The 24433-nt window shown below is 58.9% G+C and carries 20 protein-coding genes; 8 read left to right on the top strand and 12 right to left on the bottom strand.

Going from position 1 to position 24433, the window contains the following annotated elements:
- Positions 1–59: 59 nt before the first annotated feature.
- Positions 60–2783 carry a DNA gyrase subunit A gene (gene gyrA / locus ACUN8C_RS06680; RefSeq protein ID WP_445621461.1) on the bottom strand — a complete coding sequence of 908 codons (2724 nt, stop codon included), beginning with the start codon at positions 2781–2783 and terminating at the stop codon, positions 60–62.
- Positions 2784–3132: 349 nt separating this feature from the next.
- On the opposite strand from gyrA, the gene ACUN8C_RS06675 reads away from it, so the two are divergent.
- A complete protein-coding gene (locus ACUN8C_RS06675; protein WP_445621460.1) occupies positions 3133–4059 on the top strand; it encodes a recombination-associated protein RdgC in 927 nt (308 codons plus the stop codon).
- A gap of 29 nt (positions 4060–4088) precedes the next feature.
- Positions 4089–5261, top strand: coding sequence for a 1-acyl-sn-glycerol-3-phosphate acyltransferase (locus ACUN8C_RS06670; RefSeq protein WP_445621838.1), 1173 nt, complete (start codon positions 4089–4091; stop codon positions 5259–5261).
- Between the two features lie 69 nt (positions 5262–5330).
- Here the strand turns inward: ACUN8C_RS06670 and ACUN8C_RS06665 are convergent, their stop codons facing one another.
- Positions 5331–6806 carry a TrkH family potassium uptake protein gene (locus ACUN8C_RS06665; protein ID WP_445621459.1) on the bottom strand — a complete coding sequence of 492 codons (1476 nt, stop codon included), beginning with the start codon at positions 6804–6806 and terminating at the stop codon, positions 5331–5333.
- A 117-nt stretch (positions 6807–6923) separates the two neighbouring features.
- Positions 6924–7355, bottom strand: coding sequence for a pilin (locus tag ACUN8C_RS06660; RefSeq protein ID WP_445621458.1), 432 nt, complete (start codon positions 7353–7355; stop codon positions 6924–6926).
- 188 nt (positions 7356–7543) lie between these two features.
- Here ACUN8C_RS06660 and pilB point away from each other — a divergent pair, with 188 nt between their 5' ends.
- The 5 genes from pilB to yacG are packed head-to-tail and all read left to right on the top strand — an operon-like array spanning position 7544 to position 12278.
- Entirely contained in the window at positions 7544–9280 is a 1737-nt protein-coding gene (gene pilB / locus ACUN8C_RS06655; protein ID WP_445621457.1) for a type IV-A pilus assembly ATPase PilB, read from the top strand.
- A gap of 8 nt (positions 9281–9288) precedes the next feature.
- Positions 9289–10530, top strand: a complete 1242-nt coding sequence (locus ACUN8C_RS06650) for a type II secretion system F family protein (RefSeq protein ID WP_445621456.1) — start codon at positions 9289–9291, stop codon at positions 10528–10530.
- A 10-nt stretch (positions 10531–10540) separates the two neighbouring features.
- Positions 10541–11398: a prepilin peptidase gene (locus ACUN8C_RS06645; RefSeq protein WP_445621455.1), complete on the top strand. Its 858-nt coding sequence runs from the start codon at positions 10541–10543 to the stop codon at positions 11396–11398.
- 53 nt (positions 11399–11451) lie between these two features.
- A complete protein-coding gene (coaE, locus tag ACUN8C_RS06640) occupies positions 11452–12060 on the top strand; it encodes a dephospho-CoA kinase (RefSeq protein WP_445621454.1) in 609 nt (202 codons plus the stop codon).
- Positions 12057–12278 (top strand): DNA gyrase inhibitor YacG, encoded by a 222-nt coding sequence (gene yacG, locus ACUN8C_RS06635; protein ID WP_445621453.1) that lies wholly within the window; start codon positions 12057–12059, stop codon positions 12276–12278. Before coaE ends, yacG begins: the two co-directional genes overlap by 4 nt.
- A 96-nt stretch (positions 12279–12374) precedes the next feature.
- Here yacG and ACUN8C_RS06630 read toward each other — a convergent pair whose 3' ends face one another.
- The 4 genes from ACUN8C_RS06630 to ACUN8C_RS06615 all read right to left on the bottom strand — a co-directional run bounded on the left by ACUN8C_RS06630 (position 12375) and on the right by ACUN8C_RS06615 (position 17832).
- Positions 12375–13319, bottom strand: coding sequence for a Nudix family hydrolase (locus tag ACUN8C_RS06630; protein WP_445621452.1), 945 nt, complete (start codon positions 13317–13319; stop codon positions 12375–12377).
- A 100-nt stretch (positions 13320–13419) separates the two neighbouring features.
- Positions 13420–14628, bottom strand: coding sequence for a bifunctional glutamate N-acetyltransferase/amino-acid acetyltransferase ArgJ (gene argJ, locus ACUN8C_RS06625; protein WP_445621451.1), 1209 nt, complete (start codon positions 14626–14628; stop codon positions 13420–13422).
- Positions 14629–14703: 75 nt separating this feature from the next.
- Entirely contained in the window at positions 14704–17451 is a 2748-nt protein-coding gene (secA, locus tag ACUN8C_RS06620; protein ID WP_445621450.1) for a preprotein translocase subunit SecA, read from the bottom strand.
- A 30-nt stretch (positions 17452–17481) separates the two neighbouring features.
- Entirely contained in the window at positions 17482–17832 is a 351-nt protein-coding gene (locus ACUN8C_RS06615; protein WP_108843817.1) for a hypothetical protein, read from the bottom strand.
- A 100-nt stretch (positions 17833–17932) separates the two neighbouring features.
- On the opposite strand from ACUN8C_RS06615, the gene ACUN8C_RS06610 reads away from it, so the two are divergent.
- Entirely contained in the window at positions 17933–18361 is a 429-nt protein-coding gene (locus ACUN8C_RS06610; RefSeq protein WP_445621449.1) for a DUF721 domain-containing protein, read from the top strand.
- 98 nt (positions 18362–18459) lie between these two features.
- On the opposite strand, the gene lpxC is transcribed toward ACUN8C_RS06610, so the two are convergent.
- The 5 genes from lpxC to murC form a co-directional block, all read right to left on the bottom strand.
- On the bottom strand, positions 18460–19371 hold the full coding sequence (lpxC, locus tag ACUN8C_RS06605) for a UDP-3-O-acyl-N-acetylglucosamine deacetylase (protein WP_108843819.1): 912 nt from the start codon (positions 19369–19371) through the stop codon (positions 18460–18462).
- 152 nt (positions 19372–19523) lie between these two features.
- Positions 19524–20717 carry a cell division protein FtsZ gene (gene ftsZ, locus ACUN8C_RS06600; protein ID WP_108843820.1) on the bottom strand — a complete coding sequence of 398 codons (1194 nt, stop codon included), beginning with the start codon at positions 20715–20717 and terminating at the stop codon, positions 19524–19526.
- A gap of 33 nt (positions 20718–20750) precedes the next feature.
- Entirely contained in the window at positions 20751–22034 is a 1284-nt protein-coding gene (gene ftsA / locus ACUN8C_RS06595) for a cell division protein FtsA (RefSeq protein ID WP_108843821.1), read from the bottom strand.
- 197 nt (positions 22035–22231) lie between these two features.
- Entirely contained in the window at positions 22232–22957 is a 726-nt protein-coding gene (locus ACUN8C_RS06590) for a cell division protein FtsQ/DivIB (RefSeq protein ID WP_445621448.1), read from the bottom strand.
- A gap of 43 nt (positions 22958–23000) precedes the next feature.
- Positions 23001–24422 carry a UDP-N-acetylmuramate--L-alanine ligase gene (gene murC, locus ACUN8C_RS06585; protein WP_445621447.1) on the bottom strand — a complete coding sequence of 474 codons (1422 nt, stop codon included), beginning with the start codon at positions 24420–24422 and terminating at the stop codon, positions 23001–23003.
- Positions 24423–24433: the final 11 nt, after the last annotated feature.

Here is a 24433-nt window from a genome sequence, read left to right as displayed (position 1 = left end):
TCAGGTCTCGACGGGCTTGAAAAAATAACGGCGCCTTTCCATGAAAGGCGCCGATGGTTCTACTCTTCGCGTGCCGAATCGGCCTCGCCGTCATCGGTGGCATCCGGTGCCTGGTCGGCCCCCTCGCTCAATGCCTCCTCATCCCCGGCGAGCACCTCGTCATCATTTTCCAGCTCGTCATCCTTTTCAAGCTCGTCAAGACGAACCGTGGATACCAGGCTTTCGCCCTTGACGGTACGAATCAGGGTAACGCCCTGGGTGTTACGCGAGCTGATGGAGACCTCACTGACGCGTGTACGGACCAGCGTGCCGCGGTCGGAGATCATCATCATCTCGTCGCTTTCGCCCACCTGGATGGCCGCCACCAGCGCGCCGTTGCGGGCCGTGGTCTGCATGGCGATCACGCCCTGCCCGCCACGTCCACGCAGCGGGAACTCCTCGAGGCGAGTGCGCTTGCCGTAGCCATTGATGGACGCCGTCAGGATATAGCACTGACCTTCGCTGATCTGGCTGGCTTCCACTTCGCTTTCATCGTCGGCGCTTTCATCGATGGTGGTCGTGCTGGGAATGATCAGGCTGATGACGCGAGCGTCGCCCAGCAGGCGCATGCCGCGCACGCCGCGCGCCGTACGGCCCATGGCACGCACATCGTTTTCATCAAAGCGGATTGCCTTGCCGTTGGAGGACAGCAAAATGGCATGATCGCTGCCGGAGGTGATGGCCGCCCCTACCAGACGGTCGCCCTCATCAAGATCAAGGGCAATCAGACCGGCACTGCGCGGACGCGAGAACTGATCCAGCGTGGTGCGCTTGACCGTACCGTTGGCGGTGGCAAAGAAGATATAGCTGTCATCGCGATACTCCTTGACCGGCAGGATCGCCGTAATCCACTCGCCTTCATCCAGCGACAGCAGATTGACCAGCGGACGGCCGCGCGACCCGCGCGAGGCCTGAGGCATTTCATAAACCTTGAGCCAATAGACCTTGCCGCGATCGGAGAAGAGCAGCACGGTGTCATGGGTCGAGGCCACCAGCAGATGCTCTATGACGTCTTCATCCTTCATGCTGGTCGCTGACTTGCCACGTCCACCGCGCTTTTGCGCCTGATAGTCGGACAGCGGCTGAGTCTTGGCATACCCGCTGCGAGAGATGGTAACCACCATGTCCTCGGCCGCGATCAGATCTTCCATCGTGAGATCACGACGGCTGTTCTGGATTTCGGTACGGCGCTCGTCACGATACTGGTCACGAACGGCTTCCAGCTCTTCGCGAATCACTTCCATCAGACGATCGGCCGACGACAGGATGCGGGTCAGCTCGGCGATGGTATCAAGGATGCCCTTGTACTCTTCCAGCAGCTTTTCGGTCTCAAGACCGGTCAGGCGGTGCAGGCGTAGCTCCAGGATGGCCTGTGCCTGACCCGCCGACAGCTGATAGCGGCTGCGATCATCAGAGAGCCCACAGCTCTCCTCGATATCATCAGGCTTGCAGGAGGTCGCGCCGGCACGGTCGAGCATGTCGATGACCTGACCCGGCATCCAGTCGCGCGCAATCAGCTTCTCTTTCGCTTCGGCCGCATTGGGCGAGGCCTTGATCAACTCGATCACTTCATCGATGTTGGAGATGGCGACCGTCAGGCCTTCCAGGATATGGCCACGTTCCCTGGCCTTTCTCAGCTCATACAGCGTGCGACGGGTCACCACTTCGCGGCGATGGCGAATGAAGGCTTCCAGCAGCTGCTTGAGGTTGAGCGTTTTGGGCTGACCGTTTTCCAGCGCTACCACGTTGATGCCGAACACGGTCTCAAGCTGGGTCTGGGAAAAGAGGTTGTTGACGACCACATCGCCGGACTCGCCGCGACGGGTTTCAATAACGACGCGCAGGCCGTCCTTGTCGGACTCGTCACGCAGCTCGGCAATGCCCTCGATGCGCTTTTCCTTGACCAGCTCGGCGATCTTTTCGATCAGACGCGCCTTGTTGACCTGGTAGGGAAGTTCGGTCACGACAATGTGATCACGACCGGTGCGCTCATCGTGCTCGACGGTATGACGCGCCCGCACGTGGATACGTCCGCGACCGGTACGATAGGCATCCAGAATGCCGGCACGACCGTTGATGATCCCGGCGGTCGGGAAGTCCGGCCCCGGAATGTACTCCATCAAATCATCGATGCTGAGCGTATGGTCCTCGATCAGTGCCAGACAGCCCTCGATGACCTCGGTCATGTTGTGCGGCGGCACGTTGGTCGCCATGCCGACAGCGATACCGGAGGCACCGTTGACCAGCAGGTTGGGGACACGCGTTGGCAGCACCTCGGGAATACGCTCGGTGCCGTCGTAGTTGTCGACCCAGTTGACCGTATCCTTTTCCAGATCCGAGAGCAGCTCATGCGACAGACGTGCCATGCGCACTTCGGTGTAACGCATGGCGGCCGCGCTGTCGCCATCAATCGAGCCGAAGTTGCCCTGGCCATCCACCAGCATGTAGCGCATGGAAAAGTCCTGGGCCATACGCACGATGGTGTCATAAACGGCGCTGTCACCATGCGGGTGATACTTACCGATGACATCACCCACGACACGCGCCGATTTCAGATAGGACTTGTTCCAGTCGTTGCGCAGTTCATGCATGGCATACAGCACGCGACGGTGTACCGGCTTGAGTCCATCCCTGACATCGGGCAATGCTCGACCGATGATGACGCTCATCGCGTAATCAAGGTACGACTGCTTCAGCTCGTCCTCGATATTGACTGGCAGAATCTCTCTGGCGATCTCACCCATGGGTCGTCAAATCCTGGTCCTGTTCAAGAAGCCCTGCTGCCTGAACACCCCGGCCACAGGGGCCATAAAGCGTTCAGACGCGAACACCCGTAATGCAATCATGACGCACACATGATTGCGCACGAATGATCCAATTGGTTGGCACCGATTGTACCACAACCCCACCGCTCTCCGGCAGACAGTGATGCAATCCGAACGTGATTTGGCTACCTGCTGACGATGGCCCTGTCAGGCCCGCCATTGAGGGTGGTCATTATCGGATAGTCCAGGAGTATGGGATCAGGCTGCGCAAGCGCTGGCACCCGCGCCTGCCATTCGACATAATGTGCGCCTTCAAGGAAAGGACGCTATGTGGTTCAAGCATTTACAACTTTATCGCCTGCTCGATGAGCAGGACTGGTCACTGGATCAGCTCACACAAGCCCTCGACCCCTGGCGCTTTACGCCGGTCACCGAGACTCAGGCCCGCCGCGTGGGCTGGGCAGCGCCTGCCGGCCGTCATGGCGATCAGCTGGTGCACGAGATTCAGGGTCACCGTCTGATGACGCTGTTGCGTCAGGAGCGTCTGCTGCCGAGTGCGGTGGTCAAGGAAACGCTCGAAGAGCGCGTCGAGGCACTGACGGCGCAGCAGGGTTACCCGCCCGGCCGCAAGGACAAGCTGGCGCTCAAGGAGCGTATTGTCGAGGAGCTGCTGCCGCGCGCCTTCACCCGCACCTCGCGCACGGATCTGTGGTGGGATACCAGACGCCGCTTGATCGGCATCAACGCCTCAAGCGCCAAACGCGCCGAGGAGATCCTCGATGTACTGCGTGAATCGCTCGGCTCGCTCAAGGTGATTCCGCTGGCACCGCAGACCCCGGCAGGGCGCACCATGACCACCTGGCTGACCGACCCGACCACTCGTCCGGAAGGCATGGTACTGGGCGATCAGATCGAGCTTCGCGCCAAGGGCGATGACGGCATTCTTCGTGCCCGCAGCATCGACCCGGATGGCGAGGAAGTGCGCATGTCACTGGATGTGGGCCGTCAGGCCAGCAAGCTGGCGCTGAACATCGAAGAACAGATGACGCTGGTGCTGCAGGAAGACATGTCCATCAAGTCGATCCGCTTTGCCGATGCCGTGCTCAAGGAAATCGACGACACCGACAGCGACGACAATCCCGTTTTGCAGATGGAGACCGAGTTTGCGCTCATGGCCCATGTGCTGGGCGATACTGCCGAGCGGCTGATGCAGTGGCTGGGTGGCGAAGCGACGCCGGCGCCTGCAGCCCCATGAATCAACCGTCTGATGACCCGGAAATCGAGATGACCGCCTCCCCGGACGCGCTACCGCCCGTAGACGACTTCGAGGCCATACGCCCCTACAACGATGATGAGGTCGTTGATACGCTGGCTCGTCTGGTCCGCAATGACGAGTTCATCGACACCATTACGCGCTACCGGCTGCCGAAACTTGCCCGCGTTGCGCCTCGTGTGGCGCGTGCTCTGGCGCGCCACGGGCTCAGACGCGCGGTACGCAACATTCATACGGTCAGTGATTTTCAAAATCACATTTCCCATTACATGGCGCGAATGATCCAGAACACGACCAACACCTTCAGCGTGGAAGGTCTTGAGCATCTGGATCAGCAAAAGGCCTATCTCTTTATCGGCAACCACCGCGATATCGCGCTCGACCCAGCGTTTGTCAACTATGCGCTCTATCACAGCGGGCGCAGCACCGTGCGCATTGCCATCGGTGACAACCTGCTGCAAAAGCCCTATGTGACCGACCTCATGCGGCTCAACAAGAGCTTCATCGTGCCCCGCTCGGCACGAGGAAAGCGGGCGATGCTGGCGGCCTATCAGCAGCTTTCCAACTATATTCGTCACTCGATTGTCGATGACAATCATCCGATTTGGCTGGCACAGCGCGAAGGTCGCGCCAAAAATGGCGTGGATCGCACTGACAGCGCGATCATCAAGATGCTGGGCATGGCCCGACGCATGAAGGACAAGGACGCCTCGGTCAACGACACGATTGCCGAGCTGCGCATCGTGCCTGTCTCCATCAGCTATGAGTTTGATCCCTGCGATCAGCAAAAGGCGCGCGAGCTCAAGGCCCGCAATGATGGCGTGGCGTATGAAAAGATCGCCTACGAAGACATCCTCTCCATCGCCGCCGGCATTACCGGCCACAAGGGACGGGTCAGGCTGGTTTTCGGCACGCCACTGACGGGCGATCAGGACAATTACGACAGTGCCGCTCAGGAGATCGACCGTCAGGTGCTGAACAACTACACGCTCTTCCCAAGCCACTATCTGGCCCTGGAAGCCACCGGGCATGCGCCCGAGCTTGTCGATATCAGCAACATCACCCCGGCCGACCGCCAGGCCTTCAACAAGCGTCTTGAGCAGGTGCCGGAAGATCTACGCCCCTGGTGGCTGTGTCAGTACGCCAATCCGGTGCTCAACCGGGCCGGACGCGACCCACTCTAACCCTCCTGTCTTGACCCGCGGCCTTTCCTGACGCCTGCGCCCTGTTGACAGGGCGCCGGGCAGGAGAGTTTACTTGCGCCAGAAGGTTGGCGTCATCAATACCAGCACGGTCAGGATTTCCAGACGCCCCATCAGCATGCCGATGCTCAACATCCACTTGGCGGCATCCGGCAGCGAGGCAAAGTTGCCTGAAGGACCAATCACGTCCCCCACCCCCGGGCCGACATTGGCAACCGCTGTTGCAGCACCAGACAGTGCCGTCATCAGATCAAGCCCCATCAGCGACAGACCCAGCGCCAGCACCGCCACGGTAAAGAAGAAGAAAAAGGAAAAGGCGATAACGCCGCGGATCTGGTCATCGGTCAGTACGCGCCCGTTATAGCGCTGCACAAAAACACCGTTGGCATGCACCAGATAGCGCAGCTGATTGACCAGCATGATCAGGCCCACCTGGAAGCGAAAAACCTTCATCCCCCCACTGGTCGACCCCGAGCAGCCGCCAACAAAGGTCAGATAGAAAAAGGCCACCACGGACAGCGGGCCCCACATCGTATAATCATCCGAGGCATAGCCGGTGGTGGTCACGACAGACACCACATTGAAGGCCACCTGCGTCAGCGCATCGAAAAACTCCATGCCGCGTACGGTGCGATACAGGGTCAAAAGCGAAATGACCACCACCAGAAGCGCCAGAAGCCCCCTCACCTGCTGATCCTTCCAGAGCACGCCCGACCGTTCGCGCGCCATGCGGATATAAAGCACGAAGGGCAGCGCGCCGGTCAGCATGGAGAGCACGCTGAGCCACAAAATGAGCGGTTTGTCGGCATATTGCCCGAAGGAGGCATCATAGTTGGCAAAGCCCCCCGTGGCGACCGAGGTCATGCCATGCACCACGGCGTCCAGCGGCAGCATGCCGGCCAGCCAGTAGCTGACAATCGAGACGATCGTGAAGCCGACATACACCAGCCCGATCGCCTTGGCGACCGTACCGGCCCGGGGCAGCACCTTGTCCGACCAGTCGGAGGATTCAGTCTGGAACAGTCGCATGCCGCCCACGCGCAGAAAAGGCAATACGGCAATCGCCATCACGATGATCCCGACCCCGCCGACCCACTGCATCAGACCGCGCCAGAGCTTGAGCCCATCGGAAAGGTGTTCAATGCCGACCAGCACGGTCGCCCCGGTCGTGGTAATGGCCGAGACCGATTCAAACACCGCATCGGCCATCGACAGACGCGGCGCGCCGAACTGCATGGGCAGGCTGGAAAAGGCCGACATCACCACCCAGCTGGAAGTGGTCAGAATAAACATCTGCCGGGGGCGCAGCTCGATATGCACCCCCCAGGTCAGCAGAATGAACGTCACGCCGGTGCCAAAGGTCGCGGCAAAGGCCCATAGAAAGGGCCACATCTGCCCGTCGCCTTCCAACGCCAGCAAAAACAGCGGGATCAGCATGAACAGCGACAGGACCAGCAACAGCATGGCCAGAATGCGCAGAATGGGGCCTATTCCGGCCGGATTACGAAAAAGCGGCAGACGCAGCATGCATTGCATCCAGAATGGTCAACAGGTGCGCGCTACTATAGCGGTTAAGGAAAAATGGCGCAGCCGGAAAGGCTTATAAAAACAAAAGCCGGCGCGAGGCCGGCTTTTTAAGAATTACTAGGTTGTTAAACCAGCTGTACAACCCTTGGGACGATATGCCTCAAGAACATCTGTCTTGCAAGTCCAATCACCCTTATCATCCCGCCCCAGAGTGATTTTCTTACCCGTATTTGCACCTGAGATAAAGGTGTAAGTCATATCGACTTTGCCAGGCGCGCCACCTTTGATGTCGTCAATGGAAATATCACCGAGCCGAGTGGTGTCTGTACTATTTTTTACACCAAGGTCTGCTTGTTTTACTGCAGTTCCAGTAAGAACCTTTTCTTCAACAGCAGTCTGATAACCTCGTAGTGACGCTAGCCCGGAAGCCACTTCCGACCTCGCCACATAGTCCTGATAGCGCGGCACGGCAATGGCCGCCAGTACACCGATGATGGCGACCACGATCATCAGCTCGATCAACGTAAAACCACCCTGCCTGCCTGCCATTGACGTGTCCTTCCCGATTGAATGCATATGTTCCTGCCCGGCGAGCAGGATAACGGTATATTGTGCGTTTGATTGTTCATTGACGCAGAGCCTTTAACGACAAAAGCACCGGGAACTTTAGAGAAGGGATCGCCCGCCGATAACATGGGGCAAGTTGCCAATCCCGCTGGCCAAATGGATGTACGTGCATGTCGGACGCCCTCACTCAACTGTCTGCCAACCCCTTGCGCAGCCTCGCCCATCAGCTGGTCGAGGATGGTCTGCTGGAAGCCAATCAGGCGCTGGCACTTGAAGGGCAGGCACACCGCGAAAAGCGCGCACTGCTCAAGCTGATCATCGAAGAGACCGGCATATCGCAGCGCGATGCGATCCAGAGTGCTGGCTGGGCCTTTGGGCTGGGCTGTGTTGACCTGGACGCCATTCCCATCGCCCGTCTGCCACCGCTGCAGGGGTTGCCGGAATCCATGATTCGCCGACTGGGCGTGCTGCCCCTGCTGCGTCAGGAACGCGCGCTGATCGTGGCGGTGGATGACCCCTCTCGCCTGCCAGAGCTCGACGAGCTTCAGTTCGTGATCGGCATGAGCGTGGAAGGCGTTCTGGCACCGGCCGAGCAGTTGGCCGCCAGGCTCGAGCAGTATCTTCAGGTCCATGGCGAAGGCGCACTGGCCCTGCTGGAGGGCCAGAACGCCATCGAGACCCTGGCGCTTGAGGAAGGCGATCTGGTTCTGGATCAGACAGAAGATGCCTCCTTTCAATCCAGCGACGATGCGCCGGTGGTGCGCTTCGTCAAACAGGTCCTGCTGGACGGCATTCGCCGGGGCGCTTCCGACATCCATTTCGAACCATTTGATGAAAGCTTTCGGATTCGCTTTCGGGTTGACGGCATTCTCATGGAGGCCTCTCGCCCGCCAGCACAGCTTCGACAGCGCATCGCCGCTCGCATCAAGGTCATGGCAAAGCTTGATATCTCGGAGCGACGCCTGCCCCAGGATGGTAGCGTGCGCCTGAAACTGTCGACCAAACGTCACGTCGAGTTTCGCGTGAACACCCTGCCAACGCTGTTTGGCGAAAAGATCGTCATGCGCTTGCTGGACCCTGACAGCGCCCGCATGGGCATTGATGCGCTGGGCTTTACGCCCGAGCAGCGCCATGTCTTTGAACAGGCCATCGCCCGGCCGCAGGGCATGATTCTGGCCACCGGGCCGACCGGCAGCGGCAAGACCGTCACACTCTATACCGCGCTTAATCTGCTCAACACCGAGGCGCGCAACATTGCCACCGCCGAGGATCCGGTCGAGATCAAGCTGGAAGGCATCAACCAGGTCAACGTACGCCCCAATATCGGCTTTGATTTCGCCGCTGCCCTGCGCGCCTTTCTGCGTCAGGACCCCGACGTGGTCATGGTGGGCGAAATTCGCGATCTGGAAACCGCCGAAGTCGCCATCAAGGCAGCGCAGACCGGGCATCTGGTGCTGTCGACGCTGCACACCAACTCTGCGGCCGAAACCCTGACCCGACTGGGGAACATGGGCGTGGCAGGGTTCAACATTGCCACCTCCATCAGTCTGATCATCGCCCAGCGGCTGGCGCGCCGACTGTGTGAGCGCTGCCGTCAGCCGGTGACACTGCCCCGCGAAGTGCTCAAGCATCAGGGCCTTGATGACGCGCAGATCGACCAGGCCACGCTGTATCAGGCCGTGGGCTGTGAGCACTGTACTCATGGCTATCGAGGGCGCGTGGGCATATATGAAATGGTGCCCATCTCACCTGCCATGAGTCATCTGATCATGCAGGATGCCGGCGCCATGGCGCTGGCCGAACAGGCAAGGCGCGAAGGACATCATGATCTGCGTCGCAGCGGCCTTCAAAAGGTGCTGACAGGTCTGACCACGCTGGAAGAACTCAACCGGATCATTCAGGAGTAACTGTTGCGATGGCATTTTCTGCCCTGTCAAAACGCTCGGCGGCCTCAGCGGGTCAGGCCATCACCTTTCGGTGGATGGGCAAGAATGGCCGTGGCGAAAGGGTCAGGGGGGAAATGCATGGTGTCAGCGAACATGACATTCGCCGCCAGCTGTCATCACAGGGCATCGTCGTCAGCCGCCTGATCCGCAAGCGCAACCTGCCCGGCATGGGCCATCGCATCAGGGGTGAAGACATCACCCTGTTTGCCCGTCAGATGGCCACCATGATCCGTGCCGGCGTGCCGCTTCTGCAGTCTCTTGAAGCGGTCGCCAACGGCACCAATCGACCGGCGCTGCGCCACTTTATCGAGACCCTCAAGCAGGACGTCTCAAACGGCATGAGCTTTTCCCAGGCACTGGCGGCGCATCCGCGCCATATCGATCAGCTGTTCGTTCATTTGATCGAGGCCGGAGAACAGGCCGGTGCCCTGGACCGCATGCTGGATCGCGTAGCCACCAACAAGGAGCGCCTGGATAATCTCAAGGGGCGCGTACGCAAGGCGCTGTATTATCCTGCCGCCGTGGTGGCCGTGGGCATCGCCGTGACAGCCCTTTTGTTGATCAAGGTCGTGCCACAGTTTGAAAGCATGTTTGCAAGCTTTGGCGCCGAACTGCCGGCCCCGACCCGAATGACCATTGCGCTCTCGGATGCCGCACAGCGTCTCTGGTGGCAGGTACTGCTGGCCACGCTGGCCATCGGTGTTTTCACACGTCGCATGCTGGCACGCTCGCCGGCTCTGGCGTTTCAGGCCAGCCGCCTGGTGCTTAAGCTTCCGGTCATCGGTCCGGTCATTGAAAGGGCAGCCATTGCGCGATTTTCAAGAACGCTTGCGACCACCTTTGCTGCCGGCGTGCCCCTGATGTCAGCCCTGGAAACAGCAGGCGGCGTCTGCGGTAACCTGGTGTTTGAGCAGGCCATTGACCGTGTGCGCCAAGACGTCAGTACCGGTCAGCAGCTCAATTTTGCCATGCGCACCACGGGACTTTTTACGCCCATGGCGCTTCAGATGGTGGCCATCGGCGAGGAGTCCGGCGCGCTGGAGGCCATGCTCAACCGCGTGGCCGATTTTTACGATGCCGAGGTCGAAAGCCGGGTCGATACCCTGACCACCCTGATGGAACCTCTGATCATTGTGGTGCTCGGCTCGCTGGTGGGCGGCGTGGTGGTCTCGATGTACCTGCCCGTCTTTGACCTTGGCAGCGCCATATAGGAATCTCGACATGACTCCGCTGACCGACCCCTTTTTACTGTGTCTTGTGGCACTGTTGGCGCTGACACTGGGCAGTTTTCTCAACGTGGTGATTGCTCGCCTGCCCGTCATGCTGTCACAGCAGTGGACTCAAGAGGCACGTCAGACGCTTGCGCTGACACCACCGGCGCAAAAGCGCTGCAATCTGCTCGTCCCGCGCTCTCGCTGCCCTGGATGTGACACGCCCATTGCCTGGCATGACAACATCCCGCTAGTGGGCTATCTAAAACGCCGGGGGCGCTGCGCGCAGTGTCGATGCGCCATCAGCGTGCAGTATCCACTGGTCGAGGCAGCAAGCATGGCACTGGTGCTCTGGGTGACATGGCACCATGGCCTGACACTGGACACACTGGCGATGGCGCTTGCCTGTCTGACACTGCTGGCGCTGGCCGTCATCGACTGGCGCACCATGCTGCTGCCGGACGTGCTTACCCTGCCTCTGCTATGGGGCGGCCTGTTGTATCAGCTGATCAGCCACCCTGACAGACTGACCGAGTCCGTCATTGGCGCGATGGCCGGTTATGGTGTTGCCTGGGGGTTTTACTGGCTTTTTCGCCTTGCGACGGGCCGAGAAGGTCTGGGCCGTGGGGATTTCAAGCTGCTGGCCGCCCTGGGGACCTGGTGTGGCTGGATGTCCCTGCCGCTGATTCTGGTGCTCTCGGCGACCACGGGTGCCGTGATCGGCATCATGATTCAGCTGGTCATTCCGCGTCTGCGAGGCACGCCAATGCCTTTCGGGCCCTTTCTGAGTGCGGCCGGCATGCTGATACTGCTGGGAGGTGACAGGGTCATTGCGCTGTATTACAACATCATTGGCCTTGCGATCTAGCTTCTATTCATTTTCGCCTTCGGGCATCACAACGCTTATCTTTGGGAGCTCTCATGTTGATTATCGGCCTGACCGGCGGTATTGCCGCCGGCAAGACCACCATCGCCGAAGCCTTCGCCAGGCGCGGCGCGGCATGGGTCGATGTGGATCATCTGGCCCGCGAGGTCGTCATGCCCGGTGAACCGGCGCTGGCCGACATCCGCGCGCGCTTTGGCGACGCCATCATGACCGAACAGGGCGAGCTGAATCGGGCTGCCCTGCGCCAGATCATTTTCGATGACGCTCAGGCGCGTCAGGACCTTGAGGCCATCACGCACCCCCGCATTCGCGAAAGGCTGATTCAGCGCCTTGAGACGCTGTCCGGGCCGTATGCCCTGCTGGTCTCGCCGCTGCTGCTGGAAACCGATCAGCATCAGCTGGTGAACCGGATTCTGGTGATCGATGTGCCCCCCGAGGAGCAGATCAGAAGGACCTGCGAGCGTGATGGCGTGTCCGAGGCGCAGGCGCGCGCCATTGTGGACGCCCAGATGTCACGCAATCGACGACTTGCCAGCGCCGACGACGTTATCGACAATGTCGGCAGCTTTCACGTGGTCGATGCCCGAATCGAGCGTCTCGATCTTTTTTACCGCCAGCTTGCCAGTCAGTACAACGCCCCATGAGTGATGATAAACAGACACCTGTCGTACCCTGCCCCCAGTGCGGCAAGCGACTTTACTGGACCAGTGACAATCCCTGGCGCCCGTTTTGTTCCAAACGCTGCAAGATGATCGACCTGGGCGCCTGGGCGGATGAATCGCACCGCATTGCCGGAGAGCCAGCCATGGATGATGCAAGTCTTGATGAGCTCATGAACCGCATCGAACGCGGCGATCCATAGCGCCAGGCGCTCAATGGTTGTGGCACCTCTGCAGGCCATGAATAAAAAAAGGGCCACCCCAATGGGGTGGCCCTTTTGTCTGTCGAATGTGCTGGCCTAGCGCCAGAATTCACGAATCGAGGCAATTCCCTGCGCGCCCACGGCACGGGCCCGGTCACCGTCATCGCGGGAAGTGCCGCCCAAGGCATACACCGGCATGGTTACTTCTTCGACCATCTGTTGCAGGTCATGCCAGCCAATGGTCACCGCGCCCGGATGACTGGGCGTTTCTCGTACCGGCGACAGCGTTGCGAAATCACAGCCCAGTCGCTGGGCCTGAGCCAGCTGCTCATCGTTATGAGTGGAGGCTGCCAGCCACTTGCCTTCCTCTATGGGACGATGCGTCAGCGCCATCAGCTCACGGCTGGGCAGGTGCAGACCGTCAGCATTCACGGCCCTGAACGTCTCCAGAGAGCAATTGAGCACCAGTGACGCACCGTGCTCGCGACATGTGGCCAGCGCCCGTTCGGCGCGCGCTCGGTAAGCGCTTTCTTCCAGATCATGGGCGCGCAGCTGCACCAGCTTGATGCCATCTTCCACCAGTGCCCGCTCGAGCTTGCGGTCAAATTCATCTTCATCGCTGGCTTCCCCCGTGATCAGATAATCATGGGGCAGGGTCACGGCACGAATGATGGGGCCATTGGCGGCCGGGAAGGCGTAACGGCCGAAATCATCCGGACTGACCCAGCGTACGGCCTGCCCTTCACGCCCCCAGGGCTCGCCCTCGAAATCATGGGTTTCCCACACGTCGAGCAGGATGTGCTTGTCGGGATACTCGTGATGCACGCGAATCAGCGGCTGAGCGCGCTGAATGCTGATGCCCAGCTCTTCGCGCAGCTCACGACGCAGTGCTTCAAGCCCGGTTTCATACGGGGCCAGCTTACCACCGGGGAATTCCCACAGTCCGCCCTGATCGGCAATCGATGGCCGCCGTGCAATCAGCACCTGGCCCTGATCGTTGAAAATGGCCGCAGCGGCGACATGTACCCTTCTTTTCGGCATGCTGGCATGACCTTTCATGATGCGTGAATATCAATCGGTAAAGGGGATGGCACAATCCTGCCATCCCGAAACGTAGTAGCGACAGTGCCCCTGACGCGCGTCAGCTGCGGTAGTCGGCATTGATGGAGACGTAATCGTGGGAGAGATCCGATGTCCAGACCTGCTCTCTCGCCGTGCCCCGTCCCAGATGGATCGTGATGTTGATCTCTTCTTCTGCCATGACGGCGGCACCAGCCTCCTCGCGATACTCCTGCGCGCGCCCGCCCTGACGTGCAATGGTGACACCATTGATCCCGATCGCGACCTGGCTGACATCAAAGTCCTCGATGGGCACCTTGCCGACCGCCATTAACAGACGCCCCCAGTTGGCATCGCTGGCATAGAGCGCGGTCTTGACCAGCGGCGAATGCGCCACGCTGAACGCGACTGCCAGCGCCTCTTCGTTACTGGCCGCCTCTTCAATGGTGACCGTGACAAACTTGGTGGCGCCTTCGCCATCACGCACGATGGCCTGGGCCAGTGTCAGCAACACCTCGTCAAGCGCGTGGGCGAACTGTTCCAGCGCCTCATCGCCATCAATCGTCACTCCGTGTCCCGTTGCGACCAGCGTGCAGGCATCGTTGGTGGACGTGTCGGAATCGATGGTGATGCGATTGAAGCTTTTATTGACGCTTTCGCGCAGCAGGGTATGCAGCGTGTCGTGAGCAATGGCGGCATCGGTCGCCACAAAGGCCAGCATGGTGGCCATGTTGGGGCAGATCATGCCGGCCCCCTTGGAAATGCCGTTAATGGTGACCGGCTGTCCCTTGATCATGATCGTGCGCGTAGCCCCCTTGGGGCGCGTATCGGTGGTCATGATGCCTTCGGCCGCGGCCTGCCACTGCTCGGCATCCAGCGACGCCAGCGCCTCATCCAGACCACCCCGAATCCGCTCGACCGGCAACGGCTCTCCAATCACCCCTGTTGAAAAGGGCAGTACCCGTTCCGGCAGCTGACCGGTGCGCTCGGCGAGTGCAGCACAGCAGGCCAGCGCATCCTGCATGCCTGACTCACCGGTACCGGCATTGGCATTGCCGGTATTGATCAACAGATAACGCGGTGCACCGTCTGCAAGATGGCGCCGCGCCACATGTACCGGTGCCGCGCAAAAGGCGTTGCGCGTGAAGGTAGCGGCCACATGACTGCCTTCAGCCAGTTCAAAAATGACCAGATCACGACGATCTGCCTTCTTGATGCCGGCCCGGGCAGTGCCCAGTCGCAGCCCTTCGATGCGAGGCATATCGGGAAAATGCGCTTTACCTACGGCCATGACCACTCCCCTGTGCTGTTCCTGTGGCCTGCCCGGCGCCTGTACGGTCACCGGGCAGTGCGGGTACATCAAAGATTATTGATCGAGACTGCCGTGACAGTGCTTGTACTTCTTGCCGGATCCACACGGGCAAAGGTCATTACGACCAACCTTCGGCTCGTCACGACGCACGGTCGGGTTCTGCACGGCTTCAGCCGCAGCAACCGCCTCTTCGCTGATCTCGGGCGCCGGCACATCTTCATGAGCAACATCGGTACGTGTCATCTCGCTGGCTTGCTGTTCACGCTGTAGATGTTCACGGCGCTCACGCTCAAGCATTTCCGGATCCGCCTGCTGACGGATTTGAACATGGCTGAGGATGCGCACGACATCGGATTTGATGTTGTGCAAAAGCGTCTGGAACAGCTCGAAGGATTCGCGCTTGTATTCCTGCTTGGGGTTTTTCTGGGCGTAACCGCGCAGGTGAATGCCGCGACGAAGATGGTCCATCGACTGCAGATGTTCCTTCCAGCGGGTATCGAGCACCTGAAGCATGACCTGCTTTTCAAAGCGGCGCATGGTCTCGTCGCCCACGGACGCTTCCTTCGCCTCCCAGGCCTGGCGAAGCTGCTCGTGCAGTCGCTCGCGCAGCATCTCTTCGTGGAAGCCTTCATCGTCACGCGCCCAGGCAACGACCGGAGCATCAAGATTGAATTCCTGACGCAGATGCTCTTCAAGTCCGGGCAGATCCCACTGCTCGGCCAGGCTCTGAGGCGGCACATAGCTTGAGATGGCGTAATCGAGCATCTCGACACGCAGGCCCTGAACGTTGTCGGAAACGTCGTCGGAGGCCAGGATCTCGTCTCGCTGATCATAGACAACGCGACGCTGGTCGTTGGCCACATCATCGTACTCCAGCAGCTGCTTTCGCATGTCGAAGTTGCGACCTTCCACCTTGCGCTGAGCACGCTCGACGGCATTGCTGACCATCTTGTGCTCAATGGCCTCGCCCTTCTCGAGACCCAGAACGCCCATCATTTTCTGGACGCGCTCGGAGCCAAACAGACGCATCAGGTTATCTTCCAGCGACAGGAAAAACCGGGTTGAGCCCGGGTCGCCCTGGCGGCCGGAACGCCCGCGCAGCTGATTATCGATACGGCGCGACTCGTGACGCTCGGTGCCGATGACATGCAGACCGCCGGCCTCGATAACCGCATCGTGACGCTTTTTCCATTCAGCCTTGACCGCCTCGATGGCGGCATCGCTCGGGCTATCCAGTGCGGCGACCTCGGACTCCCAGTTACCGCCCAGCATGATGTCGGTACCGCGACCGGCCATGTTGGTGGCAATGGTGACCGCCGCCGGACGCCCGGCCTGAGCAATGATTTCCGCTTCACGATCATGCTGCTTGGCATTGAGAACGTTATGGGCAAGCTGCTGCTTGCGCATCATCTCGGAGAGCACTTCGGAGCTTTCGATCGATGCTGTACCGACCAGCACCGGCCTGCCTTCGGCCTGCTTCACCTTGATGTCTTCGATGATGGCCTCGAACTTCTCGTGAGTCGTCATGAAGACCAGATCGTTGAGATCCTTTCGCGCCCTTGGCTTGTTGGTCGGTATCACCAGAACGTCGAGATCGTAAATCTCACGGAACTCGAAGGCTTCGGTATCGGCCGTGCCGGTCATCCCGGAAAGCTTGTCGTAGAGACGGAAATAGTTCTGGAAGGTGGTAGAGGCCAGGGTCTGGCTTTCCTTCTGGACTTCCACGTTCTCCTTGGCTTCAACCGCCTGATGGAGACCTTCCGACCAGCGACGACCGTGCATGGTACGACCGGTATGCTCATCGACGATGATGACCTCACCCTTGGCCACCACATAATCCACATCGCGATGGAAAAGATGCTTGGCCCTCAGCGCAGCGCCTACGTGATGCAAAAGCCCCAGGTTGTGTGCGGCGTACAGGGAGTCTTCATCCGGCAGGAGACTGGCCTGGCGCAGAAGGTTTTCAATCTCGTTGTGCCCGCGCTCGGTCAGCTCGATCTGCTTTTGCTTCTCATCGATGACGAAATCGCCGGTTTCAGGATCTTCCGGATCCTCGCTGGGGACCAGCGGTGCGACCAGCTGATGAATGGTGCGATAGATATCGACGTTTTCATCCACCGGACCTGAAATGATCAGCGGCGTGCGCGCTTCATCGATCAGGATCGAATCCACTTCGTCGATAATGGCGTAATTGAGCCTGCGCTGGACCTTGTCGGCCTGAGAGAAGGCCATGTTGTCGCGCAGGTAGTCAAAGCCGTATTCGTTGTTGGTGCCGTAGGTGATATCGCAGGCATAGGCGTTGCGCTTGTCGCGCGGCTGCTGGCCCGCGTAGATAACGCCCACGGACAGACCCAGAAATTCATACAGCGGGCGCATCCAGTCCGCATCACGACGCGCCAGATAATCGTTGACCGTGACCACGTGAACGCCCAGCCCCGGCAGCGCATTGAGGTAAACGGCAAGCGTTGCCACCAGCGTCTTGCCCTCGCCGGTTTTCATCTCGGCAATCCGGCCTTCATTGAGGGCCATGCCGCCAATCATCTGGACATCGAACTGACGCATGCCCATCACACGTTTGGTGGCCTCGCGAACGGTGGCAAAGGCTTCGGGCAACAATTTTTCAAGCGTCTCGCCGTTGGCAAGCCGCTCGCGCAACACGATGGTCTGCTGCTGGAGCGCGCTGTCGTCAAGGGCGCTAATGGACTCTTCCAGCGCGTTGATCCGGGTAACGATCTTGCGCAGGCGTCTGATTTCACGGTCGTTCTTGCTGCCGACCATTTTTCGTAACAGCGTATTCAGCATCTCTTTATCCTGTGTCGTCGTGTCATGTCGTTAAAAAGGGCAATGACACGTCGAAGGCGGGCCTCGTCGCGATAGCACATCATGGCCTGTCGGCATGCCAAGCCAGGGCCGCACAGGCAATACCGCACGTACAACATCAAACAGCGTCACCGGCAGACACCAGACGCGCAGCACCAGACGCCTGAGACGATAACGGCGACGCGACTCGGCGCGAATATGTTCTGGCGAATGGAAACAGATTCGGATCAGCTGGGCAGCCGTGCCATCAAGGCGAGCATCGGCCATACCGATCGGCAAAAGGCAGCCAATCAGAATGCCGGCCAGCCACCATCGAGTCCTGAAGCCCCGTGGCAGGCGGAATGTGCGAGCGGGATGGGTCATGCTGTCAATCTGAGGATCAGCCGTGATAAATTGGCGCTATCCTTAATGATCGCGCGGCAGGGCCATGAGTATAAAGGGTAAAGGAGTACGCGCCCAGCCCGTGGGGCAATTGTTACGCACCCGAGGCGCTCTGGCACCTCTGATTCATACTGCAGGCGTGCTTCTTGAAGCGCAGGAGCATCTTCTTGCAACGCTGCCTGACGAGCTGAAGGATCATGTCCGTGTTGGTGGCTATCATGATGGTCATCTGACGCTGATGACAGATCGTGCCGTATGGCTGACCTGGCTGCGTTTTGAGCGCCAGCGTCTTTTAACCCTGCTGCGACAGCTTCCCGCCTTTCAAGAGCTTGAAGGCCTGACCTTCAAGGTGCGCCCCATTCGGCCCACCTATGTGCCGCATGAACGAGCCCGCGAGCTTCCTGAAGCTGCAGCTGATCAGCTTCGCGAATGCGCTCGTGACACTACCAGCTCTCGCCTTAAAAAATCACTGGAGCGTCTGGCATCGCATGCCGGTCACGACAGCGAATAGAAGTTGTTGATTCAGAGAGCACTGCCAACAAAAAAGGCACCGATCAATGATCGATGCCTTTTTATGCTGTTGATGTTCCTGCCGATGTACCCCGGAGGCTACATGGCCATCGCTGGCTCGGAGTAGGAAATCGGTGAGGCTTCACGGTCTTCGAAGGTCACGATTTCAAAGGCTTCCTGATGCTGAAGCAGCGCGCGTACCAGCTGATTATTGAGCCCGTGCCCGGACTTGTAACCACGGAACTCGCCGATCAGGCTGTAGCCAAGCTGGTAAAGATCGCCGATGGCATCAAGCACCTTGTGGCGCACGAACTCATCTTCGTAACGCAGACCATCCTCGTTCAGGATACGGTACTCGTCGACGACGATCGCATTGTCGAGGCTGCCGCCCAGCGCCAGATTCTGTGAACGCAGGAACTCGATATCGCGCATGAAGCCAAAGGTACGGGCGCGACTGACTTCCTTCACAAACGAGGTCGTTGAGAAATCAACGCTTGTCGTCTGCTTCTGATTGGCAAAAACAGGATGATCAAAATCAATGGCGAAGCTGACCTTGAAGCCATCATGCGGCAGGAAGGTGGCATACTTGTCGCCGTCCTTGACCGTCAGCTCCTGCTTGATACGAATAAACTTCTTGGCCGCTTCCTGCTCGGCAATACCTGCCGATTGAATCAGGAAAACGAACGGACCGGCGCTGCCATCCATGATGGGCACTTCCGGCTCGCTGAGATCAACGAAGGCATTGTCGATGCCCAGACCGGCAAAGGCCGACATCAGGTGCTCGACCGTGGAGACACGCACATCGCCAACAGCGACGGCTGTGCACATGGTCGTAAAGTGGACATTTTCCGGGTGGGCGGGGATACGAACGACCGGGTCAAGATCGGTACGTACAAACACGATCCCGGTGTTGGCCGGAGCCGGACGCAGTGTCAGGTAAACCTTTTTACCCGAATGCAGACCAACGCCTGTCGCGCGAATGGTGTTCTGTAGTGTTCTTTGACGGATCATAGTCTGGGCTACCAGGCAGGAAACATTCAAACAGTTGTTTATATGGTAACAGTTCCCTTGGGGCTCGACAACGAACAGTGTTCGATTAGTCGATTTTTATATTGTTATTACCATCATAAAATTCGGCGGCCCCGAAGGACCGCCCAATTAAGTCAGTCTGCCTGGCGGCGCAAAAACGCCGGAATGTCCAGATAGTCGTCCATTTCCTGCGACTTTTGACGACGCTCACGAGATTCGCGAGACGCCTTCTGCTGTTCCTTTTCCTTCTCTTTTTCACGCGCAGATGCTGCCTGCTGGCGTGAAACGGCCGGCTGGCGCGCCATGCGACGGTAGTCAGCCTGGTCACTGCGAGACGTTTGCGTCTGACGCGGTGTCGCCTTTTCCACACGACCATCAAGGCCTGCTGCCACAACAGTCACGCGCAGGTCGTCGGTCATTTCCATATCGATGGCGGTACCCACCACGATAGTTGCATCCTGAGAAGCAAACTCCTGGACCGTGGCACCGACATCGTTGAACTCGCCGATAGAAAGATCCGGACCGGCCGTAATGTTGACCAGAATGCCGCGCGCGCCGTTGAGATCGATATCCTCCAGCAGCGGGCTGCGGATAGCCTTTTCGGCCGCTTCACGAGCACGGTTTTCACCCATCGCCGTGCCGGTACCCATCATGGCCATGCCCATTTCGGACATCACCGTGCGAACGTCTGCAAAGTCGACGTTGATGATACCAGGGCTGGTGATCAGCTCCGCGATGCCCTGTACGGCACCCAGAAGCACATCATTGGCAGCACTGAAAGCCGTCAGCAGGCTGGCATTCTTGCCCAGGACCGTCAGAAGCTTTTCATTCGGAATGGTGATCAGGGAGTCGACATGCTCGGAAAGTTCTTTCATCCCTTCTTCGGCCGCACGCTGGCGCTTGGGACCTTCGAACGGGAACGGGCGGGTGACCACGGCCACGGTCAGAATGCCCAGCTCCTTGGCCACCTGTGCCACGACCGGTGCACCGCCGGTGCCTGTACCACCACCCATGCCGGCAGTGATGAACACCATATCGGCACCCTGCAAAAGCTCGGCAATGCGCTCGCGGTCTTCCATGGCGGCCTGACGGCCGACTTCCGGGTTTGCCCCGGCGCCCAATCCCTTGGTAATTTCACTGCCCAGTTGCAAAACGGTCTTGGCAGCAACTCTCTTTAGCGCCTGCGCATCGGTATTCGCGCAGATGAATTCAACGCCTTCGATATTGCTTTCGACCATGTGATTGACAGCGTTGCCGCCGCCACCACCTACGCCGATTACCTTGATTACCGCGCTGCTGGATGGCGCATTGTCTACAAGCTCAAACATAACCCCGTCTCCTGGACCGCCAAGGCAGTCCTGTCAGAAATTTCCTTTTAACCAGCCCTTGATCCGCGTAATGGTTGAGGAGAGCCGCTCGTTGTCCTGGCGCTCGGACTGGTAACGTCTTGGCTGCTCATCCCGGCGGGGTTGGGCCGTAGATCGCGAGTAGCGAGAATTCTTCATGCCGTAGAGTAACAAACCAACGCCGGTCGAATAAATTGGATTGCGCACGACATCTGCCAGCCCTCGCACATTCTGCGGACAGGCAATGCGTACCGGCATATGGAATATTTCTTCTGCCAGCTCCCCCACCCCTTCCATTCTTGAGGTGCCGCCTGTCAATACGATACCGGCGGCCACCAGATCTTCATACCCGCTGCGCCGAAGTTCCTCACGCACCAGGGTAAAAAGCTCTTCATAGCGAGGCTCTACCACCTCGGCCAGATGTTGTCTGGAAAGATCACGTGCCGGCCGATCACCGACACTGGGCACCTTGATCATTTCATCGCTGGATGCCAGCTGTGTCAGCGCGCAGGCATATTTGACCTTGATATCCTCGGCATACTGGGTCGGCGTACGCAGTGCCATGGCAATGTCATTGGTGACCTGATCGCCGGCAATGGGAATAACCGCAGTATGACGTATGGCGCCTTCGGTAAAGACGGCAATATCGGTCGTGCCGCCGCCGATATCCACCATGCAGACCCCCAGCTCACGCTCATCCTCGGTCAGGACGGCATAGCTTGAAGCCAGCTGTTCCAAAATGATGTCATCGACTTCCAGACCGCAGCGACGTACACACTTTTCGATATTCTGAACGGCGTTGAGTGCCGCTGTCACTAGATGCACCCGCGCTTCAAGACGCACTCCCGACATGCCCAGCGGCTCACGGATACCTTCCTGGGTATCGATGGCATATTCCTGCGGCAATACGTGCAGGATTCGCTGACCTTCGGAAATGGCACGTGCTCGGGCGGAATCAATGACACGATCAATATCGGACGGCGCCACTTCACGTTCCTTGATGGCCACAACCCCATCGGAATTCATGGAGCTGATATGGCTACCGGCAATACCGACATAGACAGAATGAATGTCACATCCTGCCATGAGTTCGGCTTCTTCCACCGCGCGCTGAATCGACTGCACCGTGGATTCAATATTGATGACCACCCCTTTTTTCATGCCATGGGAGGGGTGAGAGCCGATGCCGGCAATCTCTATGCCGCCGTCATCGGTGGGTTGTCCAACAATGGCCACAACCTTGGATGTTCCGATATCCAGCCCGACTACCATATTGGAAGCGTTGGTTTCTCCTGCCATAGGTCGGGCCTACTCCCTGATCAACCTGTTAATACGCACAATTATCTCAATCGCATTCAATTAAAAAAGAAACTGGCGTAATTACGCGTTAATAATACTGAAAAGACTTACCGAGAATACGGTGATTTTAAAGCGAAAGAAATACCCATTTCCCTTCAGGAGCCGTGTTTTTACGCAACTTAACGAGAACGTTCCATTTATCCATCCGAATTATCATTTTCAGGGTCATTTTCGCCGTGCCATGCCACTGAAACCCCGTTTGGATAACGCAAATCAATATAACGGATATCGTCACGACTTGCGGAAAGTCCACGCTGCCATGCGGTAATAAAACGCTCGAGTCGCATGTCCAGATCCGTTCGCCCGAGCATGATCCAGAAATTATTATCGAGCTGTACACGCCAGGCACCACGAGGTTCAAGTCGCAGCTGGGTAATGGTCATGTTCAAATGCGCAAACTGCTTTTTCAGAGCATCATAGTAGGCAAGCACTTCGGGACCACTGCCCTGCGGGCCTGCCAGCCATGGTTTGGTACCGACATTTTTAATGGGGCCGGCGGCAAAGGGCTCGCCCTGAGCGTTGAGCAATGAGCCATCGTTCCACCATGCCACGGGGCGCTGTTCGTAGAGCTCAAATGTCAGCGCGTTCGGCCACCGCCTTGAAAGGCGAACATCCTTGAGCCAGGGCACCTGTAGTGCTTCGTTGCGCAGCTGGCCAATATCCACGGATAGCCAGCTTTCTCCTGCGATCAGCGGCGAGAGCTGATCCTGCAGATAGGCGGCGTTGACATATTCCAGATCGCCTCTGATGGACACATGCTCAATGGGCTTGTCCAGCCATATCCAGAGCGTGCGACCGCCTGCCACCAGCAGTGCCACGATAAGAATCAGCCCCAGCAGGCGATTGGAAGTTGCCGTTGTCATTGCACGCCCTGCCCCAGATAACAGGCTTTGGAAACCCCGGTCATTACAGGGCAACTCCATCGAGTCTGAGTTCGCTATGGGCCAGCGCAATGCTGATACCGCCAATATCGCCGGCACCCTGCGTGATCAGAATGTCATTGTCATCGAGCACGTTGTTCAATATGTCCGCAAGGGCCTCACGACTTTCGACAAAAAGCGGCGAGGTCTGCCCGCGCTGACGAATGGACCCTGCCAGCGCACGCGAGTCGGCGCCTGTAATGGGCGCTTCACCCGCACTGTAGACATCAAGAAGCAGAAGCTGATCGACCCCTGACAGCACCCGCACGAAATCCTCATAAAGGTCATGGGTTCGGGAATAGCGATGCGGCTGATAGATCATGACCAGCCTTCGGTCCGGCCAGCCTTCGCGGACCGCACGAATGACCATCTCCACTTCGCGCGGGTGATGGCCATAGTCGTCCACCAGCATGACCGGCAGGCCATTGTCACCACTGTCAGGCAGTCGGTAGTGGCCCTGAACCTGAAAACGACGCCCGACGCCTGCAAACCCTGCCAGCGCCTGGACAATCGAGGCGTCGCTTACGCCGGCGTCCGTGGCAACTGCAATAGCGGCCATGGCATTAAGCGCATTATGCCGCCCGGGCATGGCGAGTCGAACGTTGATGGCATCATGTGGCGCAGGTCGACACGCTATAAAGGAGACGGTGTCGCCCTTTTGAGAGAAATCGGTAATCCGGTAATCGGCTTCCTCGTCGAAGCCGTAGGTGACGAACTGACGCTGAATTCTGGGCAACAGCTCACGCACGACCGGATCATCAAGGCAGACAATGGCCAGACCGTAAAAGGGTAGGTTATGCAGGAATTCGATAAAGGTATCCTGCAATCGCCCGAAGTCCCCTTCATAGGTCGCCATGTGATCGGCATCAATGTTGGTCACGATGGACGTCATGGGCTGAAGGTGCAGAAAGGAAGCGTCGGATTCGTCCGCCTCGGCCACCAGGTACTCGCCCTCCCCCAGCTTGGCGTTGCTGCCGGCACTGGTCAGGCGACCGCCGATCACGAACGTGGGATCAAGACCGCCTTCGGCCAGCAGCGTTGCCGTAAGACTGGTCGTGGTGGTCTTGCCATGAGTGCCTGCCACGGCGATGCCGTGACGAAAGCGCATCAGCTCGGCCAGCATTTCGGCACGACGCACCACCGGCACCCGATGTTCGCGCGCTGTCATGACTTCAGGGTTGGTCGGGTCCACGGCACTGGAGACCACCACCACGTCAGCATCACGCACGTTATCGCCATGATGACCTATGGCCACGCGAATGCCGCACTGTCGTAGATGCGCCACGACCTGGGACTCGCGCAGGTCACTGCCGCTGACGCAAAACCCCTGATTGGCCAGCACTTCGGCAATACCGCACATGCCGGAGCCACCAATACCCACAAAATGAATACAACGTATACGACGCATCCCGCTGCGTG

The sequence above is a fragment of the Kushneria sp. Sum13 genome (genome assembly GCF_052692355.1).
Note: the sequence above shows the minus strand (reverse complement) of the source record. Positions and strands in the feature narration are given on the sequence as shown.

Bases quoted from the DNA above. Each gene is read 5' to 3' on its own strand.
- ACUN8C_RS06615 (WP_108843817.1), bottom strand. From the start codon at position 17,832: ATGACCCATCCCGCTCGCACATTCCGCCTGCCACGGGGCTTCAGGACT.
- yacG (WP_445621453.1), top strand. From the start codon at position 12,057: ATGAGTGATGATAAACAGACACCTGTCGTACCCTGCCCCCAGTGCGGC.
- argJ (WP_445621451.1), bottom strand. From the start codon at position 14,628: ATGGCCGTAGGTAAAGCGCATTTTCCCGATATGCCTCGCATCGAAGGG.
- ftsZ (WP_108843820.1), bottom strand. From the start codon at position 20,717: ATGTTTGAGCTTGTAGACAATGCGCCATCCAGCAGCGCGGTAATCAAG.
- ACUN8C_RS06590 (WP_445621448.1), bottom strand. From the start codon at position 22,957: ATGACAACGGCAACTTCCAATCGCCTGCTGGGGCTGATTCTTATCGTG.
- ACUN8C_RS06660 (WP_445621458.1), bottom strand. From the start codon at position 7,355: ATGGCAGGCAGGCAGGGTGGTTTTACGTTGATCGAGCTGATGATCGTG.
- ACUN8C_RS06670 (WP_445621838.1), top strand. From the start codon at position 4,089: ATGACCGCCTCCCCGGACGCGCTACCGCCCGTAGACGACTTCGAGGCC.
- ACUN8C_RS06665 (WP_445621459.1), bottom strand. From the start codon at position 6,806: ATGCTGCGTCTGCCGCTTTTTCGTAATCCGGCCGGAATAGGCCCCATT.
- pilB (WP_445621457.1), top strand. From the start codon at position 7,544: ATGTCGGACGCCCTCACTCAACTGTCTGCCAACCCCTTGCGCAGCCTC.
- lpxC (WP_108843819.1), bottom strand. From the start codon at position 19,371: ATGATCCGTCAAAGAACACTACAGAACACCATTCGCGCGACAGGCGTT.
- murC (WP_445621447.1), bottom strand. From the start codon at position 24,422: ATGCGTCGTATACGTTGTATTCATTTTGTGGGTATTGGTGGCTCCGGC.
- gyrA (WP_445621461.1), bottom strand. From the start codon at position 2,783: ATGGGTGAGATCGCCAGAGAGATTCTGCCAGTCAATATCGAGGACGAG.
- secA (WP_445621450.1), bottom strand. From the start codon at position 17,451: ATGCTGAATACGCTGTTACGAAAAATGGTCGGCAGCAAGAACGACCGT.
- ACUN8C_RS06630 (WP_445621452.1), bottom strand. From the start codon at position 13,319: ATGCCGAAAAGAAGGGTACATGTCGCCGCTGCGGCCATTTTCAACGAT.
- coaE (WP_445621454.1), top strand. From the start codon at position 11,452: ATGTTGATTATCGGCCTGACCGGCGGTATTGCCGCCGGCAAGACCACC.
- ftsA (WP_108843821.1), bottom strand. From the start codon at position 22,034: ATGGCAGGAGAAACCAACGCTTCCAATATGGTAGTCGGGCTGGATATC.
- ACUN8C_RS06675 (WP_445621460.1), top strand. From the start codon at position 3,133: ATGTGGTTCAAGCATTTACAACTTTATCGCCTGCTCGATGAGCAGGAC.
- ACUN8C_RS06645 (WP_445621455.1), top strand. From the start codon at position 10,541: ATGACTCCGCTGACCGACCCCTTTTTACTGTGTCTTGTGGCACTGTTG.
- ACUN8C_RS06650 (WP_445621456.1), top strand. From the start codon at position 9,289: ATGGCATTTTCTGCCCTGTCAAAACGCTCGGCGGCCTCAGCGGGTCAG.